The organism is Neobacillus rhizophilus, from assembly GCF_018343535.1.
Taxonomy (GTDB): domain Bacteria; phylum Bacillota; class Bacilli; order Bacillales; family Cytobacillaceae; genus Neobacillus; species Neobacillus rhizophilus.
Window position 1 is genome coordinate 246,306 of record NZ_JAGYPF010000002.1, and the last position, 23,607, is coordinate 269,912.

21 protein-coding genes are annotated in these 23,607 nt (G+C 43.2%); 14 read left to right on the top strand and 7 right to left on the bottom strand.

Annotated features, from left to right (window positions below; all coding sequences use genetic code 11):
* Positions 1 to 3 precede the first annotated feature (3 nt).
* From nuoN to KHA99_RS09195, 10 genes are all read left to right on the top strand, one after another.
* Positions 4 to 1,536, top strand: coding sequence for an NADH-quinone oxidoreductase subunit NuoN (gene nuoN / locus KHA99_RS09150; protein WP_261363785.1), 1,533 nt, complete (start codon positions 4 to 6; stop codon positions 1,534 to 1,536).
* Positions 1,537 to 1,819: 283 nt separating this feature from the next.
* A complete protein-coding gene (rfbF, locus tag KHA99_RS09155) occupies positions 1,820 to 2,611 on the top strand; it encodes a glucose-1-phosphate cytidylyltransferase (protein ID WP_213117151.1) in 792 nt (263 codons plus the stop codon).
* Positions 2,612 to 2,652: 41 nt separating this feature from the next.
* Positions 2,653 to 3,351 (top strand): LbetaH domain-containing protein, encoded by a 699-nt coding sequence (locus KHA99_RS09160; RefSeq protein WP_213117152.1) that lies wholly within the window; start codon positions 2,653 to 2,655, stop codon positions 3,349 to 3,351.
* Positions 3,348 to 4,262 (top strand): NAD-dependent epimerase/dehydratase family protein, encoded by a 915-nt coding sequence (locus tag KHA99_RS09165; protein ID WP_213117153.1) that lies wholly within the window; start codon positions 3,348 to 3,350, stop codon positions 4,260 to 4,262. Before KHA99_RS09160 ends, KHA99_RS09165 begins: the two co-directional genes overlap by 4 nt.
* A gap of 6 nt (positions 4,263 to 4,268) precedes the next feature.
* A complete protein-coding gene (locus KHA99_RS09170; RefSeq protein ID WP_213117154.1) occupies positions 4,269 to 5,348 on the top strand; it encodes a class I SAM-dependent methyltransferase in 1,080 nt (359 codons plus the stop codon).
* Positions 5,349 to 5,412: 64 nt separating this feature from the next.
* On the top strand, positions 5,413 to 5,967 hold the full coding sequence (rfbC, locus tag KHA99_RS09175; RefSeq protein WP_213117155.1) for a dTDP-4-dehydrorhamnose 3,5-epimerase: 555 nt from the start codon (positions 5,413 to 5,415) through the stop codon (positions 5,965 to 5,967).
* Positions 5,968 to 5,981: 14 nt separating this feature from the next.
* Entirely contained in the window at positions 5,982 to 7,805 is a 1,824-nt protein-coding gene (locus KHA99_RS09180) for a glycosyltransferase family 2 protein (protein ID WP_213117156.1), read from the top strand.
* A gap of 42 nt (positions 7,806 to 7,847) precedes the next feature.
* On the top strand, positions 7,848 to 8,933 hold the full coding sequence (gene rfbG / locus KHA99_RS09185; protein ID WP_213117157.1) for a CDP-glucose 4,6-dehydratase: 1,086 nt from the start codon (positions 7,848 to 7,850) through the stop codon (positions 8,931 to 8,933).
* A 72-nt stretch (positions 8,934 to 9,005) separates the two neighbouring features.
* Positions 9,006 to 10,196, top strand: coding sequence for a hypothetical protein (locus KHA99_RS09190; protein WP_213117158.1), 1,191 nt, complete (start codon positions 9,006 to 9,008; stop codon positions 10,194 to 10,196).
* Between the two features lie 12 nt (positions 10,197 to 10,208).
* Positions 10,209 to 11,438 (top strand): glycosyltransferase family 4 protein, encoded by a 1,230-nt coding sequence (locus tag KHA99_RS09195; protein ID WP_213117159.1) that lies wholly within the window; start codon positions 10,209 to 10,211, stop codon positions 11,436 to 11,438.
* Between the two features lie 299 nt (positions 11,439 to 11,737).
* On the opposite strand, the gene KHA99_RS09200 is transcribed toward KHA99_RS09195, so the two are convergent.
* The 6 genes from KHA99_RS09200 to KHA99_RS09225 form a co-directional block, all read right to left on the bottom strand.
* Entirely contained in the window at positions 11,738 to 12,886 is a 1,149-nt protein-coding gene (locus KHA99_RS09200; protein WP_213117160.1) for a Ger(x)C family spore germination protein, read from the bottom strand.
* 31 nt (positions 12,887 to 12,917) lie between these two features.
* A complete protein-coding gene (locus KHA99_RS09205) occupies positions 12,918 to 14,453 on the bottom strand; it encodes a spore germination protein (RefSeq protein ID WP_213117161.1) in 1,536 nt (511 codons plus the stop codon).
* Positions 14,454 to 14,465: 12 nt separating this feature from the next.
* Positions 14,466 to 15,563 (bottom strand): GerAB/ArcD/ProY family transporter, encoded by a 1,098-nt coding sequence (locus KHA99_RS09210; RefSeq protein WP_213117162.1) that lies wholly within the window; start codon positions 15,561 to 15,563, stop codon positions 14,466 to 14,468.
* A gap of 251 nt (positions 15,564 to 15,814) precedes the next feature.
* The gene (locus KHA99_RS09215; RefSeq protein ID WP_213117163.1) at positions 15,815 to 16,597 is read right to left on the bottom strand and encodes a general stress protein; all 783 of its coding nucleotides are present in this window, start codon (positions 16,595 to 16,597) and stop codon (positions 15,815 to 15,817) included.
* Positions 16,598 to 16,645: 48 nt separating this feature from the next.
* Positions 16,646 to 16,816, bottom strand: a complete 171-nt coding sequence (locus KHA99_RS09220) for a CsbD family protein (RefSeq protein WP_213117164.1) — start codon at positions 16,814 to 16,816, stop codon at positions 16,646 to 16,648.
* A gap of 70 nt (positions 16,817 to 16,886) precedes the next feature.
* Entirely contained in the window at positions 16,887 to 17,126 is a 240-nt protein-coding gene (locus KHA99_RS09225) for a hypothetical protein (RefSeq protein ID WP_213117165.1), read from the bottom strand.
* Between the two features lie 191 nt (positions 17,127 to 17,317).
* Between KHA99_RS09225 and KHA99_RS09230 the strand changes: the two genes are divergently transcribed.
* Both KHA99_RS09230 and KHA99_RS09235 read left to right on the top strand, forming a co-directional pair.
* Complete coding sequence (locus tag KHA99_RS09230) at positions 17,318 to 18,820, top strand: mechanosensitive ion channel (RefSeq protein WP_213117166.1); 1,503 nt, start codon at positions 17,318 to 17,320, stop codon at positions 18,818 to 18,820.
* An 813-nt stretch (positions 18,821 to 19,633) separates the two neighbouring features.
* Positions 19,634 to 20,932 carry a hemolysin family protein gene (locus tag KHA99_RS09235; RefSeq protein WP_213117167.1) on the top strand — a complete coding sequence of 433 codons (1,299 nt, stop codon included), beginning with the start codon at positions 19,634 to 19,636 and terminating at the stop codon, positions 20,930 to 20,932.
* Positions 20,933 to 21,784: 852 nt separating this feature from the next.
* Here the strand turns inward: KHA99_RS09235 and KHA99_RS09240 are convergent.
* Positions 21,785 to 22,057 carry a YbyB family protein gene (locus tag KHA99_RS09240; RefSeq protein ID WP_249366574.1) on the bottom strand — a complete coding sequence of 91 codons (273 nt, stop codon included), beginning with the start codon at positions 22,055 to 22,057 and terminating at the stop codon, positions 21,785 to 21,787.
* Between the two features lie 124 nt (positions 22,058 to 22,181).
* Between KHA99_RS09240 and KHA99_RS09245 the strand changes: the two genes are divergently transcribed.
* Together KHA99_RS09245 and KHA99_RS09250 are read left to right on the top strand one after the other, a co-directional pair.
* Positions 22,182 to 23,108, top strand: a complete 927-nt coding sequence (locus tag KHA99_RS09245) for a magnesium transporter CorA family protein (RefSeq protein ID WP_213117168.1) — start codon at positions 22,182 to 22,184, stop codon at positions 23,106 to 23,108.
* Between the two features lie 179 nt (positions 23,109 to 23,287).
* The gene (locus KHA99_RS09250) at positions 23,288 to 23,599 is read left to right on the top strand and encodes an anti-sigma factor antagonist (protein ID WP_213117169.1); all 312 of its coding nucleotides are present in this window, start codon (positions 23,288 to 23,290) and stop codon (positions 23,597 to 23,599) included.
* Positions 23,600 to 23,607: the final 8 nt, after the last annotated feature.

A 23,607-nucleotide genomic window follows, 5' to 3' on the forward strand; every position in this document is an offset into this window, starting at 1 on the left:
GGATTGAGTTTTGATCAATTTCAATCGTTAAACTGGAGCATCATGACACCGGAATTCATCATCCTTGCTGTGATTGCAATCTTGGTGATAATGGATCTGTTTATGCCAAAACATATGGACCGAAAAATCCTCGGCTGGATTGGCATTGCGGCCATCCTTGCGGCGATGGTGTCGGTCTTCGGCATGGCCGGCGGTCACGTCGAGTCGATTCTGCATGACACGTTCCGCCTCGACAGCTTTGCGATCGCGTTTAAGCTGCTGATTTTAGGCGGCGGGGCGCTGGTATTGTTCTTGGCTACTAGCTACAAAGCCACCGATGGCTTGGAAAGATATACGGGCGAGTTTTATTACCTATTATTATCAGCATTATTAGGTGCCATGGTGATGACCTCAAGTGGCGATTTAATCACCCTTTACATCGGCCTTGAGCTGTTATCGATACCATCTTATATTTTGGCGGGCATCCAGAAGGATAGGTTAAACTCCAACGAGTCTGCGATGAAATACGTCATCAATGGCGGTATTTCGTCCGCAATTGCTTTATTCGGGATGAGCTATGTGTACGGACTGACTGGTTCGACTAACTTGCTAGAAATCGCAGGCCAGCTGTCGATGCTAATGGACGGGCAGCAAGCATACCTGCTTGGCTTATCGTTCTTGATGATTTTGGTTGGTTTAGGATTTAAGTTGGCAGCCGCTCCGTTTCACATGTGGGCACCGGATGTGTACCAAGGTGCGCCGACTCCTGTTACAGCGTTCTTAAGCGTTGTTTCAAAGACAGCCGGTTTTGTGATTGTCGTGCGGATTTTGTTAACGGTATTCGGATCTGCAGCAACGAACGGGCCTGGTTCTATTCCAATCTTGCTGGATATGCAAAATTACCTTGCTGTGATCGCAGCCGCTACGATGATTATCGGTAACGTCGTGGCACTACGGCAGTCTGATATTAAACGGATGTTCGCGTACTCAAGTATCGCGCACGCTGGTTATTTATTAGTAGCCGTAACAACTTTAACATCGAATATGTTTTATTCCATCTGGTTCTATTTGCTGGCGTACTTGTTCATGAACATGGGCGCATTCGCAGTCATCCAGGTGGTGTCGGAAAAAACAGGTTCTACGAAGATTGCGGACTTTGCCGGCTTGTACCGCCGCTCACCGTGGTTGGCCGTGACAATGGGAATTTTGTTGATTTCCTTGGCTGGCTTCCCGGGAACAGCGGGCTTCATCGGTAAGTTAAACATTTTTGTGGGAGCCTTTGCCGGCCAGCCACATTATGTGTTGGCTTCGGTGATGATTGCCACGACGGTGGTATCGTATTTCTATTATTTCGGCGTCATGACACAAATCTTCTTCCGTCCGGCTCCGGCCGCTTCTGAAGGAGAGGGTGAAGGCAGCAAGTTCAACCTGCCGTTCGGAATCGTAGTTGTGTTGATTGTGGCAGTGGTTGGTTCGGTTTTGTTCGGTATCATGCCAAACATTGCGCTCGACTTTATGCATAATAACCTGGATATTGTTCAGGATTTCTTTAGTTAAAAAAAATACACCTTCTGCCGTCTGACCGGCTGACAAAAAGGAAGTGGTTCCAGGAACCTCTTCCTTTTTTTTGTGCCTGAAAGCAATAAGGATTAAACCTACTAACCTATTTCTGATGACAAACAGAGTGCAAATCTGAATTTATTCTTTTGGGTGGATGAATGACCTTGAAAACTGCCGTCAGGACCCAATTTTTCAAGCAAGCGAGGCAAAATGGCTCTATGAATCATAAGTTAATTTGAAGTTAAAATTATTGTCTAGTTCATTTAGAAAGGGATCATATATGAAAGTAGTTATTTTGGCAGGCGGCAGGGGGACTCGGATCAGTGAAGAATCGGATCTAAAGCCCAAACCAATGGTAGAGATCGGTGAGGCACCAATATTGTGGCACATCATGAAGATCTATTCACATTACGGATATCATGAATTTGTGATTTGTTTAGGATACAAAGGTTATGTCATAAAAGAATATTTTGCAAATTACTTTCGACATATGTCCGAAGCTATCACATATGACTTTACCTCTGGGAACACACTGGAAATTCATAAAAATAAGGTAGAGCCGTGGAAAGTTACGTTAGTAGATACCGGCCTTAACACCATGACCGGAAGCCGCATTAAGAGGATTGAGCCTTATGTAGGGAAAAAACCTTTTATGCTTACGTACGGTGATGGTTTGGCCGATATCGACATCAATCAGCTGGTTCTCTGCCATAAAAAGAGCAGGAAACTTGCCACTATTTCAGCTGTTCAGCCAGATGGAAGGTTTGGCCGATTGGAGTTGGATGGTGACCAGGTAATTGGGTTTACGGAAAAGGTTAAAGGTGATGGCGGTTGGATTAATGGCGGTTTCATGGTTTGTCAGCCTGAAGTTTTCAACTATATTCAGGACAAAGATACAACTATTTTTGAGCAGGGGCCTCTGCAAGATCTGGCACGGGAAGGCGAACTAAACGTCTATAAACATCATAGTTTTTGGCAGCCAATGGACACTCTTCGTGAAAAGATCCTTCTTGAAGAAATGTGGAAAAACAAAAAGGCTCCATGGAAGGTATGGAATGATGGTCAGGTTTAGATTTTTGGCAGCCAGGAATAAGTCATTGAATGGAGTTGATCATGTTGAAAATGTCATTATCCATTGATGATTTGCAGGCATATGTGTTTCATCAGTTGAAACATTTTTTTCCCGACAACCGATTGTCTCCGAAGGAAAAACGGTTCACTCAGTCTATACACCAGGCATTGGAACGTACCGAGTACTGTTTTCGGCATGTCTCGTTAAAATCATTCCATGACAACGGAACCACTTTTTTCTCCCATTTGCATTCCGATCAATACACGCTGTTTTTATGGTACTTGTCTAATTCTGCATGGAAAGAATTTAGTGACACGGAACTTGCTTCCAAAATATTTTACCTGAACAAGACTCTAAACGGTGTAGTCTGTATGTTCGATGCCCAGATGCCCGATATATTCCTTATTGTGCATGGCGGCGGTATCGTATTGGGAAAGGCGTCCTACAGTGATTTTTTTGTATGCTATCAAGGATGTACAGTCGGTGCCATCAACGGAGTGTATCCTGTTCTTGGCAAAGGAGTGGCATTGGCCCCACAGTCCACCATTATTGGGGATTGCAAGGTCGGAGATCATGTAACAATAGGAAATAACGCTGTGCTGAGAAATAAAAGCCTGAACAGCGGATCACTTTATTTTCGCCATACGGAAACTGGGCAGCATGTGGTAGAACAGAGCAGAAAACCTTGGGCGCAGACCTTTTTTAATGTTCCGATTCCGCTTGATGGAGTAGAAACATGAGGCAAAAAACAGTCTTGATCAGCGGTGCGGACGGTTATATAGCTCTTCACTTGGCCCGGGTATTAAGAAATCTTAAATTTAAGGTGTTGACCGCCACAAGAACGATGAACGGAGATCTTAAAATGGACTTCACCTCACCATATGAGGTGGCATCCCTGAAAAGCACTGGAATCGATGCGATGATCCACACGGTATCTCCGAATGAAGCCATATATAAAACAGATCCTTATCGTGCTCTGTCGGAAAATGCGACGGGAGTGCATGCCGCGCTTGATTTTTGCACGAATAACCATGTCAAGGATTTTATCTATTTTTCTAGTTTTCATGTTTTTGGTTCACAGGAAGGAAGATTGACAGAAAATACACCTATTACTCCGCGAAATGATTATGGATTAGCGCATGGTACTGCGGAACTGACTGTTCAGATGTTTGACAGCTCTAATAAAGTGAATGGATGGATTGTTAGGCCATCTAATCTTTTTGGCGTCCCAGTAAGCTGTGAAACATTCAAACGGTGGAACCTGATTCCATTTTTATTTTGCAGGGAAGCAGTAGAGAACCAAACGATAACACTTTTGACTCCAGGCAATCAGCTCCGTAATTTTGTCGGAGTTTCGGATGTATGCAAGAAAGTGCTCTGGATATTGGAGCAAAGACCGGAGGGGCGTATTTTCCATGCGTATGGGAAAGAAACCATGAGCGTTTGGCAATATGCCCTTCTAGTGCAGAAGGTGGCATTGGAGATTTTTAATTTGCCAGTCCGAATCATTCGTCCTGAAGGGTCCGATCATCAGGGTACTTTTGAATTTACCAGCATGTACGATGATCGAAACCTAGCACCAAGAGACGAACTGGAGACTTTTGTAAAGGAAATGATCAATGTACTTCTCACCAGGTCTGGAAAGGAGTGAAGGACAATGAACTGCTGTATTTGCGGTCAAATAAGTACCTTTGAGGAAAAGTATGAGAAAGCTCCACACCAGTTGATGAATGTATATAATTCAGATCTGCTTCATTTGCGAGATTTGGAAATTTATCATTGTGCCACATGTGGACACACTCAGATTCCTTCTTTTATAAGTGAAGAGTATTACCAGGATTATTCCATGGGCTCTTTTTGGGGATCAAGCTTTAAGCGAGTCCGCCAACAGCAAGTCGAGCGTTTGGCGATGATTGCTCCAGCACGTAAGCGATTTTTGGATATTGGCTGTGGTGTCGGACATTATCTTAAGCTGGCGGAGAAACACTTTGAAGAACTCTACGGAGTGGAACCATCTAAAACAAGCGCGTTGAGCGCCCAGCAGCAAGGCTTTTCGGTAATAAATGATTATTTCCATGAAGGATTAATCTTTGAATCTGGATTTGATGCCATAAGTATCATCGAGGTACTTGAGCACCTTGAACAACCTGGGGATTTGTTTGCTCAAGCTGCCCGGCTGCTGAATGAAAACGGCATTCTCCTAGTCGAGGTGCCCAATGGACAACGGATAGTAGAAAAACGCTTATATAATAATTTATGCACGGATCATATCCAGTACTTTTCTGTAACTAGTCTCACGGCAATGGCGAAGCGGGCAGGTTTGACAGTTGTGTGTGCTCAGGAAAGTGAAGATCCCAACTTGCTAGAATTATATGTAAAAAACGTTCCTAAACCAGCCGATACCTTCAGCACAAGAAGGCAAGCAGCACTTAATCAGCTTGTTTCAAAAATTCCAGTCAATGCCAGGGTTGCAGCATGGGGAGCGGGAGCGGAATCAGTCTGCTTTCTCGCTATGCTTGAGGGGAGAATCAGTATTCCATGCATGTTTGATAGCGACCGAAACAAGCATGGACATAATATTGCAGGCATTCCCATTGTAAAGCCGACATCTGAGCATGTTGGTCAATTCGATATGATTATTCTATTTGCTAATTCACATAAACGACAAATACAAGATCAACTTTCTCAACTTGGATTCACAGGAACGCTTTTGACATTTGAAGAGGGCAGTTATTAATCATGCCCTTTCCAAAAGATACTAAGGGTTTTTGGGAAATTTTTAAGCGATAAGGAGAGTAAGCATGTTTGTTAAGCCAATACCCCTGCATCAGGCTGCATTGATTGAAATGGAGCCGATTCAGGACAGCCGCGGTTTTTTTGCCAGAAGCTTTTGCAAAAAAACGTTGGCTGATCATGGAATTTCCTTTGATGTGGTTCAATCTAATATGGCATTTAACCATAGTAAAGCCACGCTTAGAGGGATGCATTTTCAGCTTCCGCCATACTGTGAGGACAAGATTGTCTCTTGCTTTCAGGGGTCCATTTACGACGTGATCATTGACCTTAACCGTCAAAGCCCTACTTTTGGGAAATGGTTTGGAATAACATTATCTCAGGAAAATCGCTTGTCTTTATATGTTCCAAAAGGTTTTGCTCATGGGTACCTGACACTGACGGATCACGCGGCCATCCATTATATGGTCAGTGAGTATTATAGTCCTTCTCATGAGTCTGGAGTTCGCTTTGATGATGAAGTATTTGGAATAGACTGGCCTGTTAAGGATGATCTTATTATTTCAGAGAAAGACAGAAAGTGGAAAAACTTTGATTTGGGCAGGGATGGAATCATTTTTTAAAGGAGGGGAAATACGTGGATAATTCAACAGCAAAACAGCTGCTCGATATGTTACAGGCTGCCAATGAGGGCATTAGTAAGCTGGAGAGCTGCCTTAATCGTGGTGAGTTAAGTGAGTCGGATTTAAATATATTGGATACCATGGCGGAAGGTCTGGAAACCATTCAAAACCTAACGGCCGGCGTGTCCCTTCCTCACCGTGTAAAAGAAATCAATGCAAATATTCTTTTTTACATGGAACAGCTAAAGCAGCATGTTATCAACAAAAATTCAGTGGGGATTCAATATGATTTTAAGTATCACTTTCGCTCTTTGTTCCGGATTTTAGAGTTCGAAATCGCTTATATCGTAGAGAATTTCGTTAACAAGCATGACTACCCACGTCTTTATCCGGAAATAGGAACCGTTGATCATGGCGAAATTGTCGCACGAGGGGACAAAGCCCGCATAAAGGTCAGCGTCATTCTGCTTGGATACAATAATCTCAAATATACCCGCGATTGTTTGGAAAGTATTTTAGCGAACATGGATGATGTGGACTACGAATTAATTTTGGTGGATAACGGTTCCACGGATGGAACAAAGGAATATTTTGAATCGATTCCTGGAGCAAAAGTGATTTATTTGAAGTACAATGTGCACCTTGTGAAAGGCTTTAACATGGGCTTGATGGCGGCGGAAGGTAAATACTGCGCTGCTGTGTGCAACGACTTCATTTTTACACCGAACTGGTTGAAAAATTTGCTTATTTGTATTGAAGCCGATTCCGAAATTGGTTTTGTGTCGCCAGGTACGACCTCTATCTCCAATTATCAGCAAATATCCATCCCCTTCATATCCATAGAGGATTTTCAGGAAAAGGCCAGAGAATACAATGTAAGTGACCCTTCAAAATGGGAAGAACGAGTGGTTCTGCTGCCCAATGTTCTGTGTTGCCCGACAGCTCTTTTGGAACGAATTGGCTATTATGATACCCGCTATTACCGTGGCGAATTTCTGGACGACGACCTCAGTTTTCGAATCAGACGCGCCGGCTACAAACTCGTTTATTGTGCAGATACAGCAACACACCATTATGGCAGCATAACCACCGCCAGTGACCACCAGACAAATTCTTTGGAAGAAGGAAGACAAACCTTTTTAGAGAGATACGGTTTTGATTCTTGGTCGAATGCACACATTAATCCGGCTTACACGCAGATAGACTTTGGGAAACTGGCGGGTGTTAAGTCTATTCTAGGGTTGGATGTGAAATGCGGAGCCACCTTGCTGCAAATAAAAAACCGTTTATGGTCAAAATATGGCATTAAACCCCAGTTGTCAGTTTGCACAACAGATTCAAAATATGTTGTTGATTTAAATACTATTTCACCAAATGTGTTTGTGCTCGAAAATTTACATCGGTTCCCAGAAGAGCTTAACGGCAAGATTGACCTTGCCTTCATTGAAAAACCTCTGGATGTTTACTCTGATGATTTGGATACCATTTTCAAATCGCTCTCCACGGTTATGGATCGTAACGGGAAACTAATATTTATGGTCAACAATACCCTAAACATAGACACGTTGTACGAAATAATGATTACTTCCAAATCATCCAAACTCAATCACAAAATTTATTTTCCTGACATGATTGGCATGCAGGCAAGGAAATATGGGTTTGAATTATCTTCAATAAATAATTTTCTATCACATTTTAGTCCTGAGAGAGAGAAGGTTAGCTACGTTTTGACCCATCTTTTTGGTAGTAGCGAAGAAATACAAATGGAACAATTGAAGTCATTATTTCTAAACAATGTGCTGCTGTACCAAATGGATTATCAGCCTCCTAAACAATAGATGTATGAAAGGAATTTTTTATTAAAGTCAGGAGCGAATTGAATGAAAACAGGCAAAATAAGTCGGCGCTTCTGGGCAGGAAAGAATGTGTTTCTTACAGGTCATACGGGATTTAAAGGCAGCTGGCTAAGCCTATGGCTTCATAGCATGGGGGCAAAGGTGACAGGGTACTCTTTGCCTGCTCCCACGACTCCATCTTTGTTTGAGCAGGGGAAAGTGAAGGATGTCTTGGTGGAGTCGGTGATCGGTGATATAACCGATTTGGAAAAGTTGAGACTTTCACTGAAAAAGGCACAACCAGAGATCATCATTCACATGGCGGCACAGCCTTTGGTTCGGAAATCGTTTGAAGATCCTGTCCAGACGTATAAAACCAATGTGATGGGGACTGTAAATATAATGGAGGCCGCACGAACCTGCAGTTCGGTACGTGTCATCTTGAATGTAACAACGGATAAATGTTACGAAAATCAGGAATGGCATTGGGGATACCGTGAGAGTGAGCCTTTGGGAGGATTTGATCCTTATTCCAGCAGTAAAGCGTGCTCAGAATTGATTACCTCGGCGTATAGACGATCATTTTTGGAATCCACTGAAACACAGGTGGCTACGGCGCGGGCAGGTAATGTAATCGGAGGCGGTGATTGGGCGGAAGATCGGTTAATTCCTGACTTGGTCAGAGCTTTGACGAAAGGAGAGCAGATCAAAATCAGGAATCCTGATGCCGTTCGTCCTTGGCAGCATGTGCTAGAGCCATTGTCGGGCTATCTGCTGCTTTGCCAGCATTTATTTTTGGATGGCAAGGAATATGCGCAAGCCTGGAATTTTGGCCCTAGAGACAGCGATGCCAGGCCAGTTGAGTGGATTGTCAAACAAATGCTTGGCAGATGGCCTTATCAGCACCCAGGCTATCAGGTGATTAGACAGGATCATTGGCATGAAGCAAATATGCTGAAACTGGACTGCTCCAAGGCAATAAATGAGCTTAATTGGACTCCAAAGTGGACTTTGGATAAGGCCTTGGATGCAACGATTCAATGGGTTGCCGGTTATTTGGAAGGTAAAGATTTAAAGGAACTCTGTGTCCAGCAGATAGACCAATATGAGGCTGAAAGTTCACTAGAATGATAGAGGGGATTACAGCAGAGGGGGAACATTAGAGAAAAATATCAAATGTAATGAAAAAGAGGTGCTGCAAAAATGTCTGAAATTGGATTTAGAATAGATGGCCACAAAAATGAATTCGTTTTAAACGAGTTCGGTCAAAAAAACGTGTTGGCGGATTTTGGGATCAATTTAACAGAAAAGTATACCAAGTATTATATGGAAGGTTTAGTAGATATCATCACAAGTTTCGAACAATTATCCAAGCTAAAAGCCGAAAATGTCATGCTGATTGATATACTATCAATCGTTTGCTCCATGTTTGATTATTTGCTAAAAACCAATGGAAAAAATATAAGAATGCTTGAGCTGGGTAAATTTGGATTAACGGCATATTTTCAAGCGAAAACACTTAAGCTTTTCTCCGATGACAATATACTTTTTTATTGCCACAAATGGGGCGGGAGTGACCAGAAATCAGTTAACTTGCTTGAAATCTCAGACACGTATGATCGCTTTAACGGAGAGATGAAAAGCGGCAGTGTTTCGGAACAGATTATACCTTTAATTGGTGATTCCTCGAAAATCATTAAGACATTACAAAATGATTATTTTGATTGTATTTTTATTAAAGAAGAAAGATATGGAACGCTCCTTTCAGAGATTGTACAGTCTATAAAAAAAGTCAAGACTGGCGGTCTTTTAATCGGCTATCATTGTGATTGTTATTTTCATCAGCTGCCTCCTCACCTACAAAATAAAAAATATACTGATGATGAGATCACAGAAGGGGGCTATCACACGGGTGTAATCTTTGCTTTGAAGGAATTATTTGATGATCATTATGAAAAACCCATTAGAAATTCGCAAATATGGAGAATAACCGTTACAAAGGAACTTAAAGAGAATATTTTAAAGGAATATTGTTATCGATTTGAACGAGATACCATAAATCAGCTGATAGAGGTTGGGCATTCGATTGAGCGAGGTTTAAACAGCCTGAATACTCTCAATCAAACAGAGAGTCATACGCTTGAGTTGCTGCAGCAGGATATAGGGATGGAAATCTCAAAATGTGAATTGACAGCCGCTGATTTAGCCTACACGACCGGTGATTCCGCCTTAAAGAAAGCTATTATAGCTGTTAAGGATAAATATGTAGAGACAATGATTGACTATAAACAAAGAGATGATCCAAAGACAAAATTCAATATAGAAGAAACAAGGACTCCGCTCAACCGTTGGTTTCAAGCATTATATGATTTTGAAAAGGATCTAAATAAATAAGCGGGTGTATTTATGAATGATAGAAAAACATTTTATATGCTAGTGCCGGGTTTTATGGATGTGCATGTAACGAAGGATGTTGGGATTATCCCATATATAATGCAAAAATATCTTGGCTATAAAGCAGTCTATGCCACCTATAAACCAAGTGATACCCATATCTCTTACCCTTCGTTAAGCTTTTTCACTGAGGATATCGAGTTTGATTATATAGAGCCATCTTTTTATTACCACCCGGACGACATATTACAAACGGTGTATAGTTCGAATTTAATTGACTGCTGCAAAGATATGGTGAAATATATCGAAAATAACGCCAAAAAGATTGATGTTTTATATGTATTTGGGATTTATCCCTTTTATTTTGATGCTGTTGAAAGATATAAAGAACTGAACCCAGCCGGCAAGGTCTATCTGAAGCTGGACGCAAATATTTCATGGATTAATAATACACAGATGGCTGCACAGTTTGTAAAATTTCTTAAAAATTGCGATTTGATCACAAGTGAATCAATAGTGGAATATATAAATAAAAAATGGCCAGTGCCTGTCCATTATATACCAAACGGTTATTATCCCTTAGGCTGTGAAGAGAATCATTTGACCAAAATATTTGCATTTGAGGAGAAAGAGAATATCATTCTCACTGCAGGCAGATTAGGAACCCCTCAGAAGGCAACTAATGTACTGCTAGAAGCATTCAAGCAAGCAAAACCACATATACCTGACAGTTGGAGGCTTGTTTTAGCAGGGAGTATTGAGGAATCATTTAAGCCGTATGTTGAAAAATATTTACAAGAAAATCCTGATCTGAATGACAGAATTACCTTCTTAGGTTATATACAGGATAAAAAGATCCTCTCTGAGTGGTTTCGAAAGGCAAAAATATTTTCCTTACCTTCTATTAGTGAAGCATCTGCAAATGTTTTTTCTGAGGCGAAAGCGCATGGATGTTATTTGATAACCTCGGATATTGATGGATGCCGGGATGCAGCCTTAAAGTTTGAACTAAGAGTAAATCCATTGGACGATCAGGATAAATTAAAAAATCGCCAGGTTGAATACGGCTCTTTACATGCGGTTGGTGATAGTGCTGAATTAGCTCAAAGGATGATTGAAGCATGTAACAATCAAGAGCTGCTAAAAACCGTGTGTTATAGTACTCAGCAAGATGCCATTGATCATTTTGACTGGGTGAGGTTGTGTAAAAAAATTGATATGATGCTTAAAATATCTGTTTAATAAAGACTAAATGTGAAAAAAATGCTGAATATTTCAGACCACCGAAAAGTAAATATCAAAAAAGTAAGGATACCGATTCGTTAGCGGCTAGGGCCCAAACAATCCGTATCCTTTTCAAATAAGATCCCGTATAACCCCAATGATACATAATACGAATCCGATTAAGGTTAGAAAAGAGAAGATCATTAGTTCTTTTATTTCTTTATTTCTCAATAACTTTGATGTTTCCCAGATAAATATTGTGACAAAAATGAGAGTAATGAAAAGATACCTGAGCATGGTCATGTCCCCTTTTGGAATTATTTAGTTACACCAGTTCTTTTTATAATAGAATTCGTGTGGATGGTGACCGCCAATCTCGGAAATTCTTGATCCCAGTTCTTTTGATAGCTGGTTTTCCATTGTTTCGGGTATTTCCTGTAGACCGCTTGCCCGAATCCTAAAATGTCAGACTGATACTCTTTTTGGACCTTATCAACCGTCATTTGAATACGTCCGTCAATTTCTTTATCCACTTTGTTTTGCAAATCCTTGATTACTTTTGTATCAAATAAATTTAACTGCGAATCATTTTCTATTAAATTCAATCTAGTGGAGACAGTTAGGTTCATTTGTAAATGACCATTTTTTAGCTTTGGTTCCAACTTTGTATCTGTTTTGAGGATTTCCATACTGATATTTCCTCCGCCTTGCTCCTTCGGTATTTTAATGGAAACAATCCCTGATTCTATTTCATTCTTGAGCCATAAAAGACCCCGGGTTTCCAATTGATCCATCCAGCCGATTAGCTTGTCCCCTTTAAACACGGCCGTTCCCCTGATGCTTTGGACATGCTCTGATTTATTTTTCGGTTTTACTTCCAATGCCTCTAATGTAAACAGTGGCCCGTATGGCTCCAAGCCATCTGTAAGAAGCATATTGAGAAAATCTCGTATATAAACTTTCAGCCCAATGTTCAGCTTGTTAAGTTCTTTTATTTCTTCGGCGGAAATATTCTCAAACTTTGGCATGCTATTGATGACTTTAGATGCTTCGCCTTTTGTAAACATAATAAAACTGTTGATCCGCGTTTTATTGTACCTTGTATGGAAATTGATAACCGGGGAGACGCCCTTTTTGGCATAATCCTCGCCAATTAACAGAACCCGGCTTTGGGAAAAGAAAATCCGTCTTGGAAGCTTGCCTTGAATATTTCGGAATGCTTCAGAAATCGTGACACCGGTATCGGAAATAACCAATGAACCTTTGCCGTTTTCTCCGCCGCTTCCTGTTGTCGAACCCAGCTTCGATGGAATGGCTACTTGAAGGGAGAGATGGACCTTATCGTCTTCCACAAGGTCTAATCCAATTGCCGTCACGATGGCAATATCATTAATCTCAATACGGTTCCAGCAGCCTGTCAGAAACATGGTTATGACCAGTAGGAAAAACAGTCTCATCACGTTCATTCGTATCCCTGCCCTTTTTTAAAAAAACAAACTAGTATTTACGAGGTTTATAATTCATCCTCTTCAAATTGCTTTTTCCTGTTTCATGCGGCCGTTCATTCATTTTCCACCAAGGGACGCGAATGATGATATCCTTCATATTGTTAAAATGAAACGGAGCGAGCGGTGCAAGATAGGGAACACCGAACGAGCGAAGCTGTACAAGGTGAGCCAAGATAAAGAAAACGCCGAGAAGAATTCCATAAAATCCAAGCGTCCCAGCCATAAAAATCATAAAGAAGCGAAGAAGCCGGATGGCCCCTGTCAATGGATAACTCGGAAACATGAATGAGGCAATCCCTGTCGTTGCGACCACAATGACTAACGGAGCGGAAACAATTCCCGCTTCAACGGCTGATTGGCCAATGACCAACGCACCGACAATACTGACTGTCGAACCGATGGGTCTTGGCAAGCGCAGCCCTGCCTCACGCAGCGCCTCGAAGGTGATTTCCATCAATAACGCTTCGATAACCGCAGGAAAGGGTACCTTATCCCTTGAGGCTGCGACACTGAACAAAAGATTGGTAGGCAGTAATTCCTGGTGGAACGTGGTCACAGCAATATAAATAGAAGGAAATAATAAGGCAATTAATAAAAATAAGTACCGGATTAAGCGAATAAACGTTGTCATGATAAACCTTCCATAATAGTCTTCTGGAGAGTTCATCATTTGAAAAAAAGTGACCGGAACAATCAGGGCAAACGGGCTGTTGTCCACGATGATACCGATTCTTCCCTCAAGCAGGTTGCCAGCCAGCCGGTCGGGCCGTTCCGTTTGTAACACCTGGGGAAACACGGAAAACGGCTCATCTTCAATAAACTCAACAATATAACTGCTGTCCTCAATCGCATCAATGTCAATCCTGTTTAATCGGCTGCGAACCTCCTCCACAATGGAGACATCTGCAATACCTTCTAGATAGGTAATGACCACATTCGTTTGCGAGAGATTTCCTAACTTCAAATATTCCAATTTCAGTTTCGTTGTTTTTAAACGTCTGCGAATCATACTGGTATTCGTGCGGATATTTTCCGTAAACCCTTCGCGCGGGCCCAACACAACCGCTTCAGAAACAGGTTCATCAATCGAGCGCTGCTCCCATTTCTGTTCGCTGATAACAAGCACTTTTTTAAACGTATTAATTAAGACAATGGTGCCGCCTGCCAAAAGTTGGTCCACGATTGTTTGGAACGTTTCTACCTGAACCACTTGAGATGCATTCAGAACGCCCTTAAATTGGTCAAGGGCAGGCTTAGGATGCTGGAGCAGTTCCTCGTTTCGGCTTATCAAAGGCTGGATGACATTCAGTTCCATTCTTTCCATATCAACCAATCCATTCAGGTATAAAACAACGGCTGAATAGTTAGAACCTATTTGCAGCTCTCGATAACTAAAATCAGCAGCCCCTTCAAATAACTGTTTAAACCGATTAAGGTCTTCCTCAAGATTTCCTGATAATGGATTATTTTCACTTTGCTCCTGAAGAAGAGCTGGTAATTTTTTTTGTCGCTTGAAAAATCTCAAAGGCGGCACCACCTATTTAGACCCTAGTTTTTTACGAATGAAGGCAATACATAAAAACAGAATCGGCAAGATAATTTGCAAAACGGTATGGACATATGGGACATAAAACTTAAATCCAAATTCTAAATGTTCAACATAACTTAACGCGGTTATCGACGATAAAGGGACAATGATGGTACCAAGTCCCAGCACGACAGAACGGGTTTGTTTTAATTTGAATAAATGAGAAGTGGCAATAGCTGCCGCTAATATGAAACCACCAACCTTAAAAAATACGCCAGATACCATCAATAAAATAACAAGAGCATCAAATCGCTCGAGGAAATCGGCGACGGAAACCATCTGCGTCGCAGAGAGCAGTGAAAAAAGGTCGAAGTTGTAAATTTCCGGTCCCAATATCGCAATCAGCATGATGGAATTGATCGTTAACAGGACGCCTCCTACAAGAAGGAAGGACATGCAAATCTTTCGAACCGGCCCATTGTGGGTCAAAAACGGGAAAAACAACAGGACGACAATGGTTTCGCCGAATGGAAAGTTGATTGCGGTAGGGACTGCTTTTTTTAAAACCGGTGTTACACCATTTCCAAGTATGGGAGTGAGGTTTTTTAAACTAAATTGGTCGACACTAAATAAAAGAATCCAAATCAGAATGAGAGAAAATAAGTAAATTGGAAAGACGATTTCGGCCATGCGGCCAAACGTTTCCACTCCGCCCCGCAGACAATACACCATCAGTGCCATAAAGCTTCCGATGATAACAACCAACGGGGTTTCACTTAATATGGTCGAGTCAATCAATTCCCCCAATTCCCTGCTCCCTCTGGCAGCCGAATAGGTAAAATGGAAAATATACAACAGGATGATTGGATAGGAAAGAAACTTCCCGAGAAGCTTAGGAAGCATCTGGGCCAAAGAATCACCCGGATAATAGGAAGCCAATTGAGTATAGACGGCCATTATAATCAGGCTGGAAGACATACCAATCAGAATAAAAATCCACGAATCCTGTTTTGCCTCATGGCCAAGCCCTAAAATCATCGCAGTTCCTAATACAAACCCAGTCATTAAGTAAAAAAGCTGCAACCGGCTGATTTTTTCAACTTTCATCCAATCACCCTTAAAAGGAAAAACCCATTTGGAAATTAATTCACGCATGTTTACTATTTTCCATTAAGTGTTTCCTTATGCATTGGGGAGGGGGGCATGTGAATGGGACACGGGGACGGTTCTCGTGTCTCAACAATGAGATGAGGCACGAGAACCGTCTCCATGCATCATCTGGCTGCACACAAAAAAAGAGGCAAAGATGCCTCTTTTTTTAGGATGGTAGATGGTAGATGGTAGTGGGTGAATGAATCTTAAGCTTTTTTAGTTGATTGCAGCGGGTCTGGTTTAAGATGTTCGTCTCGGAGCTTTTCTTCTGTAGGTTGTTGTTCCATTTCACGGCCAAGCTTCTTCATTTCAGAATAATCCTGGGCCATTGAGCTGTTGTTTGCTTTCTTTAAGGTGTCGCGGTCATCTTTTAGTGACGACTCTTCCTCCATGTTTGAGCCGAATTCATTAAATTTATAGCTTGAACCTGGAAACGGCGGCCCCTCTTTAATAAATCCATCTTCCTTACGATTACGATTCCGCCCATCTACTCCAACTAATGGCGGGTGATCAAGCTCGGTATCCTCATGTAAATAGTTACGGTCATTTCGATTATCAATGTGCTTTTCAACCAACACTAATATTTTTCCTTCTTTAACTGAATTTTCATAAGACTCCGCATCGTCGTCGGGAATCCCCATTCCTACAAGAGCACCGGTCAAACCGCCAATGCCAGCGCCGGCAACGGCTCCCATCAGCCCGGCCGCAATTGGTCCAGCTGCGATAAAAGGACCAACGCCCGGTATAGCTAGTGCGCCAGCTCCCGCGAGTAACCCGGGTATTCCGCCAAGGGCGCTGCCGACAGCCGCTCCGGCCGCTGCTGTTTCTTCCATGGCTGTACCTGTGTCCCTTGCAACATGGTTAACGTTTTTCCCAATCACAGAGATTTCATCCTTGTGGTATCCTTGATTTAATAGTAGATCAATGGCATGAATCGCTTCCTGTTCTGTATCATATACACCAACTACATTCTTCATATGCTTGTCCATTTTGCTTCCTCCTCTATTTTAAATAGATTACTAGATGCCAGGCATACATTAGTCCGAAAACTTGTCCTTTACTTCACCATATCCTTCTTTTAACTTTCCTTTCGCCTTATCAACTTTTCCTTCTACGACTTTGGACTCGTCATCCGTCAAACGGCCCCATTGTTCTTTTAGTTCACCTTTCACTTGATCAACACTGCCTTTTACCTTCTCTTTATTCATTGTTTTTTACCTCCTTTAATTTGTTGCTTTCCCTAATCGGTTTACCGTGAAACATTTTTTTAGAAAAACTTTAATTTTGACTTTTTTCCTTCATTTCCTGCTCGACATCTTTCATTGCTTCTTTAATATTGTCCTTTGCCTTCTGCATGGTGCCTTTGGCGCTGGCTTTTGTATCGTTATCAATCTGATCCTTTTGTTTGCCATCGCTAAGGCCATTATCCTGGTCGACACCGTCGCCGCAGCCGGCCAACCCGCCAAATGTCAATAACGCAGCCATTCCGGTAACGGCTAAATTCTTGCGATTCAACATATTTCATTCCCTCCCAAAAATTTTTATGAACCAACTTTCGGTTCGTTTGCCGTGCACCATTTATATTCCCAGCGAAAAAAGGGATGAAACATTTTTTTTGAAAAACTTTTCTGCTAGAAAAAGAGGTTTCAATTTTTCCAAACGGGGTTAAATACGTATCAGAGCACGACAAACAAAAAGGAGAGATGAATATGAACGTAAGGGACATGTTGGCCGAGTGGTACATATACACGGATCGGCTGCCGATCTTAATCCTCGCACTACTTCTATTAATAGTAGGCTGGCTGGCGGCCAAAAAAATAGGGAAAGTGACCGAAGCCGCCCTCAAGAAAACGAGCTTCGATGACAAGCTTTTTTCAGGCTACGGAAGCCGAAAATATTCTTCAGAAAAAATCATTGGAAAAATTGTTTACTACCTATTACTGGTGTTTGTCTGGATTATCTTCTTTAATATGTTGAACTTAAGCTATATTGCATCGCCGCTGGTCCATATGCTGTCGTCGATTACCGGCGCGATACCCAATGTATTAAAAGCTGCACTAATTCTATTGTTTGCTTGGGTCATCGCGACAGTCCTGCGCAAGGCATTTGAAAAAGGGGCGACGGCGCTTCATTTGCCAGACAGGTTAGCCAAATGGAAGCTGGCCAAAACCGAAATCGATGGCCGCGAAAAAGTGGCGAAAATCGCCAAAGCACTGTTCTATTTCGTCTTGCTGCTGTTCTTGCCAGGGGTGCTCGGCGCCTTACAAATGGAGGGGGTATCAGAGCCGGTCGCCGGAATTCTGACAACCTTCCTATCATTTATTCCGAAGTTGTTTGCCGCTGCGTTGATTGTGTTCATAGGGTGGCTACTGGCGAAATTGGTCCGCGATATTTTAACGAATTTTTTAAAAAGCATTGGCAGTGAAACGCTTGGCGAGCGGTTAGGAATGAAGGGAAGCCTGGACCTTGCTGGGATCGTCGGAAATATTGTGTTTATCTTAATCTTGATTCCTACGATTATTACCGCTTTGGAAAAATTGGACCTGCAAGGGGTTTCTGCTCCGGCGATTGCGATGCTGGAAAAAGTGGTGGCGTTGATTCCCAATATCGCAGTAGCAGTGGTGCTGATATTGGCGGGGATCTGGCTTGGCAAGTGGGTGGAAAAACTGGTGGCGCAAATGCTGTGGAGGCTGCGGTTTGATGGTTTGCTGCACCAACTGGGTATTGGTGGTGCTGTTGGTCCTGAGTCAGCGAAGTACAGCCTGTCCCAGCTTGTCGGTATGGTTGTGAAAATTGTGATTGTCCTGTTATTTACCGTGGAAGCACTGCAAATAGTCGGCTTAGACTTCTTAGTGACCCTTGCGTCGGCGGTGCTGGCTTACCTGCCTATGCTGTTCGCTGCCCTTGTGATTCTGGGGGTTGGCTTGTACGTCGGGAACCTAGTTGAGCGCATTGTTAGAAATGTGGTCAAGGAAAGTTATGCCCGCACGCTGGCGGTGGTTGCCAAGTACGCTGTGTTTGCGGTGACCGTCTTTATGGCGCTCGACCAGCTTGGCGTGGCCCATTCCATTGTCAATGCTGCGTTTATCCTACTCTTAGGCGGCTTGGCCCTGGCGTTCGGCTTGTCATTTGGTCTCGGTGGCAAAGACTTTGCGGCGAAATATTTACGCAAGCTCGACAACAAACTGGACGAGGAAGGAAATCAGCAATAAGGGAAGTTAACAAACTGGACCAAGGAGGAAATAACCAATAATGGAAGATCACAATCCGGAATCGATGCGACGATTTCGGATTGTTATTTTTCAAGGATCTTTACAAAAGATTGTTGTCAATAAAGGGTATTGGTATTGGTGCCTGAAACCGAGGAAAAATCGAGGGAAGGGTAGCCAATAAGGGGTATTGGTGCCCGTAACTGAGGAAAAATCGAGGGAAGGGTAGCCAATAAAGGGTATTGGTGCCCGTAACCGAGAAAAAATCGAGGGAAGGGTAGCCAATAAGGGGTATTGGTGCCCGTAACCGAGGAAAAATCGAGGGAAGGGTAGCCAATAAAGGGTATTGGTGCCCGTAACTGAGGGGAAATCGAAGGAAGGGTAGCCAATAAAGGGTATTGGTGCCCGTAACTGAGGGAAAATCGAGGGAAGGGTAGCCAATAAAGGGTATTGGTGCCCGTAACTGAGGGGAAATAGAAGGAAGGGTAGCCAATAAAGGGTATTGGTGCCCGTAACCGAGGAAAAATCGAGGGAAGGGTAGCCAATAAGGGTTATTGGTGCCCGTAACCGAGGGAAAATCGAGGGAAGGGTAGCCAATAAAGGGTATTGGTGCCCGTAACTGAGAAAAAGCCGAGGGAAGGGTAGCCAATAAAGGGTATTGGTGCCCGTAACCGAAAAAAATCGAGGGAAGGGTAGCCAATAAGGGGTATTAGTGCCTGAAAATGAAAAAAACCTAGTGGAAGGGTAGCCTATAGGCGGCTTTCGCTTGGTGAATATACCAAAATGATTTTTTTTGTAGGGAGGGGGAAGTCGGCTATGATGATCTTTAAATTATTGTTAATCGTGGTTTTAATCTTGCTGACGGGCTTTTTTGTGGCGGTGGAGTTTGCGATTGTCAAGGTACGGCCGTCGCGGCTTGCCGAATTAGTGCTCGACGGGAAGAAGGGGGCGGTGCCGGCAAAGCAGCTCGTTACCAAGCTCGATGAATACCTTTCGGCCTGTCAGCTCGGCATCACCGTTACCGCGCTCGGACTCGGGTGGTTAGGAGAGCCGACCTTTGAAAAATTGCTGCATCCGTTGTTCAGCGTCTTGCATTTAAATGAATCTGTTTCGCATTTTCTAGCCTTTGTGCTAGCCTTCGTTTTGGTGACCTTTCTACATGTAGTGGTCGGCGAACTGGCGCCCAAGACCGTCGCGATCCAAAAAGCGGAGACGATTGCACTGCTGTTCTCCGGGCCGATGATTCTGTTCAGCAAAATCATGCATCCCTTTATTTGGGCACTGAACAGCTCGGCCCGTGCGCTCGCTGGCTTGTTTGGCTTCAAGCCAGCGACGGAGCAGGAGCTTGCCCACTCAGAGGAAGAGCTGCGCCTGCTGCTGGCGGAAAGCTTGGAGCAGGGGGAGATTAACCAGAATGAGTTCCAATATGTCAGTAATATTTTTGAATTTGATGAGCGGACCGCCAAGGAAATTATGGTGCCACGGATGGAAATGAGCTGCATCTCCGTTGATGAGTCCGTTCAGGAGGTGCTCCGAAAGCTGAAGGAGGAGGGGTACACCCGCTACCCCGTTATGGAAGGCGATAAAGATCATATAATCGGAGTAATGAATGTAAAAAGATTTTTAACAGCAAAATTGATGAATAAAGGCCTCTATGAAAATTGGAAAATCAAATCGTACATCCAGCCGGTGATTACCGTGATTGAAACGATCCCGATTCATGATTTGCTGGTCAAAATGCAGATGGAACGAATTCATATGGCAATTTTACACGATGAATATGGCGGCACCTCAGGGCTGGTGACGGTAGAGGACATCATCGAGGAAATTGTCGGCGAGGTGCGGGATGAATTTGATGCTGATGAGGTCGCGGACATTCAGAAGGTAGCGGAAAACCACTATATTGTAGATGCCAAAGTTCCGATTGCGTCCGTCAACCAGCTTCTCGACACAAGCCTGGCGGCCGAAGACGTCAACACCATCGGCGGCTGGTTCCTCACCCAACACAACGCCCCCCAACTCGGAGCCGGTGCCACCCTTGAAACACAAGGCTGGCTCTTCAAGATTAATGAAGCAAACGGATCCCACATCATGTATTTGGAGGTACAAAAGTGAGGCATGGGGACGGTTCGAGATCGCTGAAAAACATTCCAAAGTAGGGGTTCTTAAAGACAAAACGGCCTTGGTTAAGAGTGGAAATGTTTTTAAAAAGCCATCTATTCTGCCCTGAGTGCAAGAAAAAGTGTCGCACCGGTAAAAATAAGCGGTCTATTCTGCCCATGAGCACAAGAAAAGTGCCGCGACGGTAAAAATAAACCGGTCTATTTTGCCTGTGTTCACAAGAAAAGTGTCGCGACGGTAAAAATAAGCGGTCTATTCTGCCTGTGAGCACAAGAAAAGTGCCGCGACGGTAAAAATAAACCGGTCTATTCTGCCCGTGTGCACAAGAAAAGTGCCGCACCGGTAAAAATAAGCGGTCTATTTTTCCCGTGTGCACAAGAAAAGTGCCGCGACGGTAAAAATAAACTGGTCTATTCTGCCCGTGTGCACAAGAAAAGTGCCGCACCGGTAAAAATAAGCAATCTATTCTACCCGTGTGCACAAGAAAAGTGTCGCACCGGTAAAAATATGCCATTTAGGTACTCCGTTTTGCCGCCTAAGAAAAATAGCGCTCCAGTTTCGTAGGATGTATTTTTCAGTGATCTCGGACGGTTCTCGTGCCGCACTTTTTAATGCAAGCGATCAGTCACCTCCAGTTAAGACAGAAGAATGAGACAAGGGGCGCTTCCCTTGTCTCATTTTTTGATAAGCATCGAATTTGGTTTTAAATGGGCTAATAATGAAAGTTCGATGGTACTTGAGAACGATTCCGCTGTTTCTTCCCCAAAAATGAGGCAGAAGAACCGTCCCTATGCATCACCCCAAAAATGAGGCAGAAGAACCGTCCCCATGCATCGTCCCCATGCATCATTGCATTTTTTCGTTGTAGAATTGTACGGAGTAGGTGGCGCCTTCGTCGACCATTTTGTTGTCTTCGATGTCGTGCGGGTGGGGGTGGCCGCCTTTATGGATTGGGAGTTGTTCCGCTTTTTCAAAGACTGTCGGTAGCACTTTTCGCTTCATGTCTCTTAGAAAGCTTTCCGCTTTGAGGCGGTTCGGTTTATTTGATAGCCACATCGCAGCCGCCGAGGCCCCAGCTCCTACTGCCACTAACGATCCTATACCTACAATTCGTTTCATATTAAAACCTCCTTATCGATTTTCTATATGCATACCCACAGCTTGTACAGATGAAACCTGTTTGGAGCGGCTAATTTTTGGGGAGAAAAAGAGAATAGGAGTTTCGGTGAAGGGAGCGAGTTGCTTGGAGACTTACTTTGGCAAACACAACTGGAAATGGGTGGGGCTGCATCAAATGGAGCTGGAGAATATCAATCCGCCGCTTCCTCAAGATCCTGCTTCGGATGCCTGGCTTAAACATGCCCGTAAAAATCAAACCAACTATGTCAAGATCAGCAGTCTTGAAAACGGAGAAAAGGTATTGAATGGGTCGCTTATTTTTCAGCAAAGCTTTCGTGATGAATGGGACTTTAAAATCTTTCATTTTTATTTGAAAAAGGACCTGCTGGTAACGGTCGGTCTGGAATTGCCGGGGGATGAGCAGGAAGAAATACAGCAGCAGTTGGGCAGCGCGGAAAACGCTGTCGACGGCTGTTTATTTTTCCTCGGGGAAATTGTCAATGGATTGCTCGTTGAGATTGATAAGTTTGAAGTGGCGCTCAAAACGTTGATTTGGGGTGTACGAAAACGAAATGAAACGAAGATTCTCGAGCTGCTCTACGCGCGCCGGCACGAATTATTGGTAGCGAAGAACTTGTTAATTCCAATCAAAGAGCTGCGGATGGCGATTGAAGAGATCAATCTTCATGGTAGCAGCGAGGTGTATGCTAGCACCTGCAGACGGATTGAACGGGCGATGGCGCTGCTTGGTGAATATGAGCACGAGCTTGATGCGATGATCAATTTGGAGGAGGTCATCTCCTCGCATCGCGGCAATGAAATTATGAAAACATTGACAGTGATGACAACGATTTTTACGCCGGTCATGGCTTTCGGGGCATTATGGGGGATGAATTTCAAGCACATGCCGGAGCTTGAGTGGCGCTTTGGCTATATTCTGTCGCTCGTGTTGATTGTGGTATCGACAGCCTTATTATATGGCTATTTAAAAATGAAAGGCTGGACCGGGGACTTGTTGAAAGGGAAAAAGAGAGGATCGTTTTTTAAATAAGACACGTCATTGGGGCGTGTTTTTTTGTGCGCATATCCCACTATTTATCTAGGCCATCCGCTCGATTCGGCCTTTTAGCATATTTTGGTATAATACTAGAAAAAATTTTTAAAAAAAATAGGTTTCAGATATAAACAACGTGGGTATATACCCTATAAATCATGTAGAGGTGAGGATGGATGAATTTAACGATCGACAAGCAGCAAAATGAGAATGAAGTGGTAGTTAAAGCGGCAGGGGAAATTGATGCGTTTACGGCACCAAAGCTTAGAGAGGAATTGGCGTTGCTCGCCGACGGAAAAAATAAAGTGATTACCGTCAATCTAAAGGATGTAACGTATTTGGACAGTACCGGACTGGGCGTATTCGTCGGCTTGTTCAAGCAATTGAAAAATAATGGCGGCGAGCTTAGGCTGCTTGAAATGTCAGAGCGGCTGAAGCGGCTGTTTCAAATTACGGGATTGAGTCATGTAATGGAAATTAGAGGATAGGGGAAGAG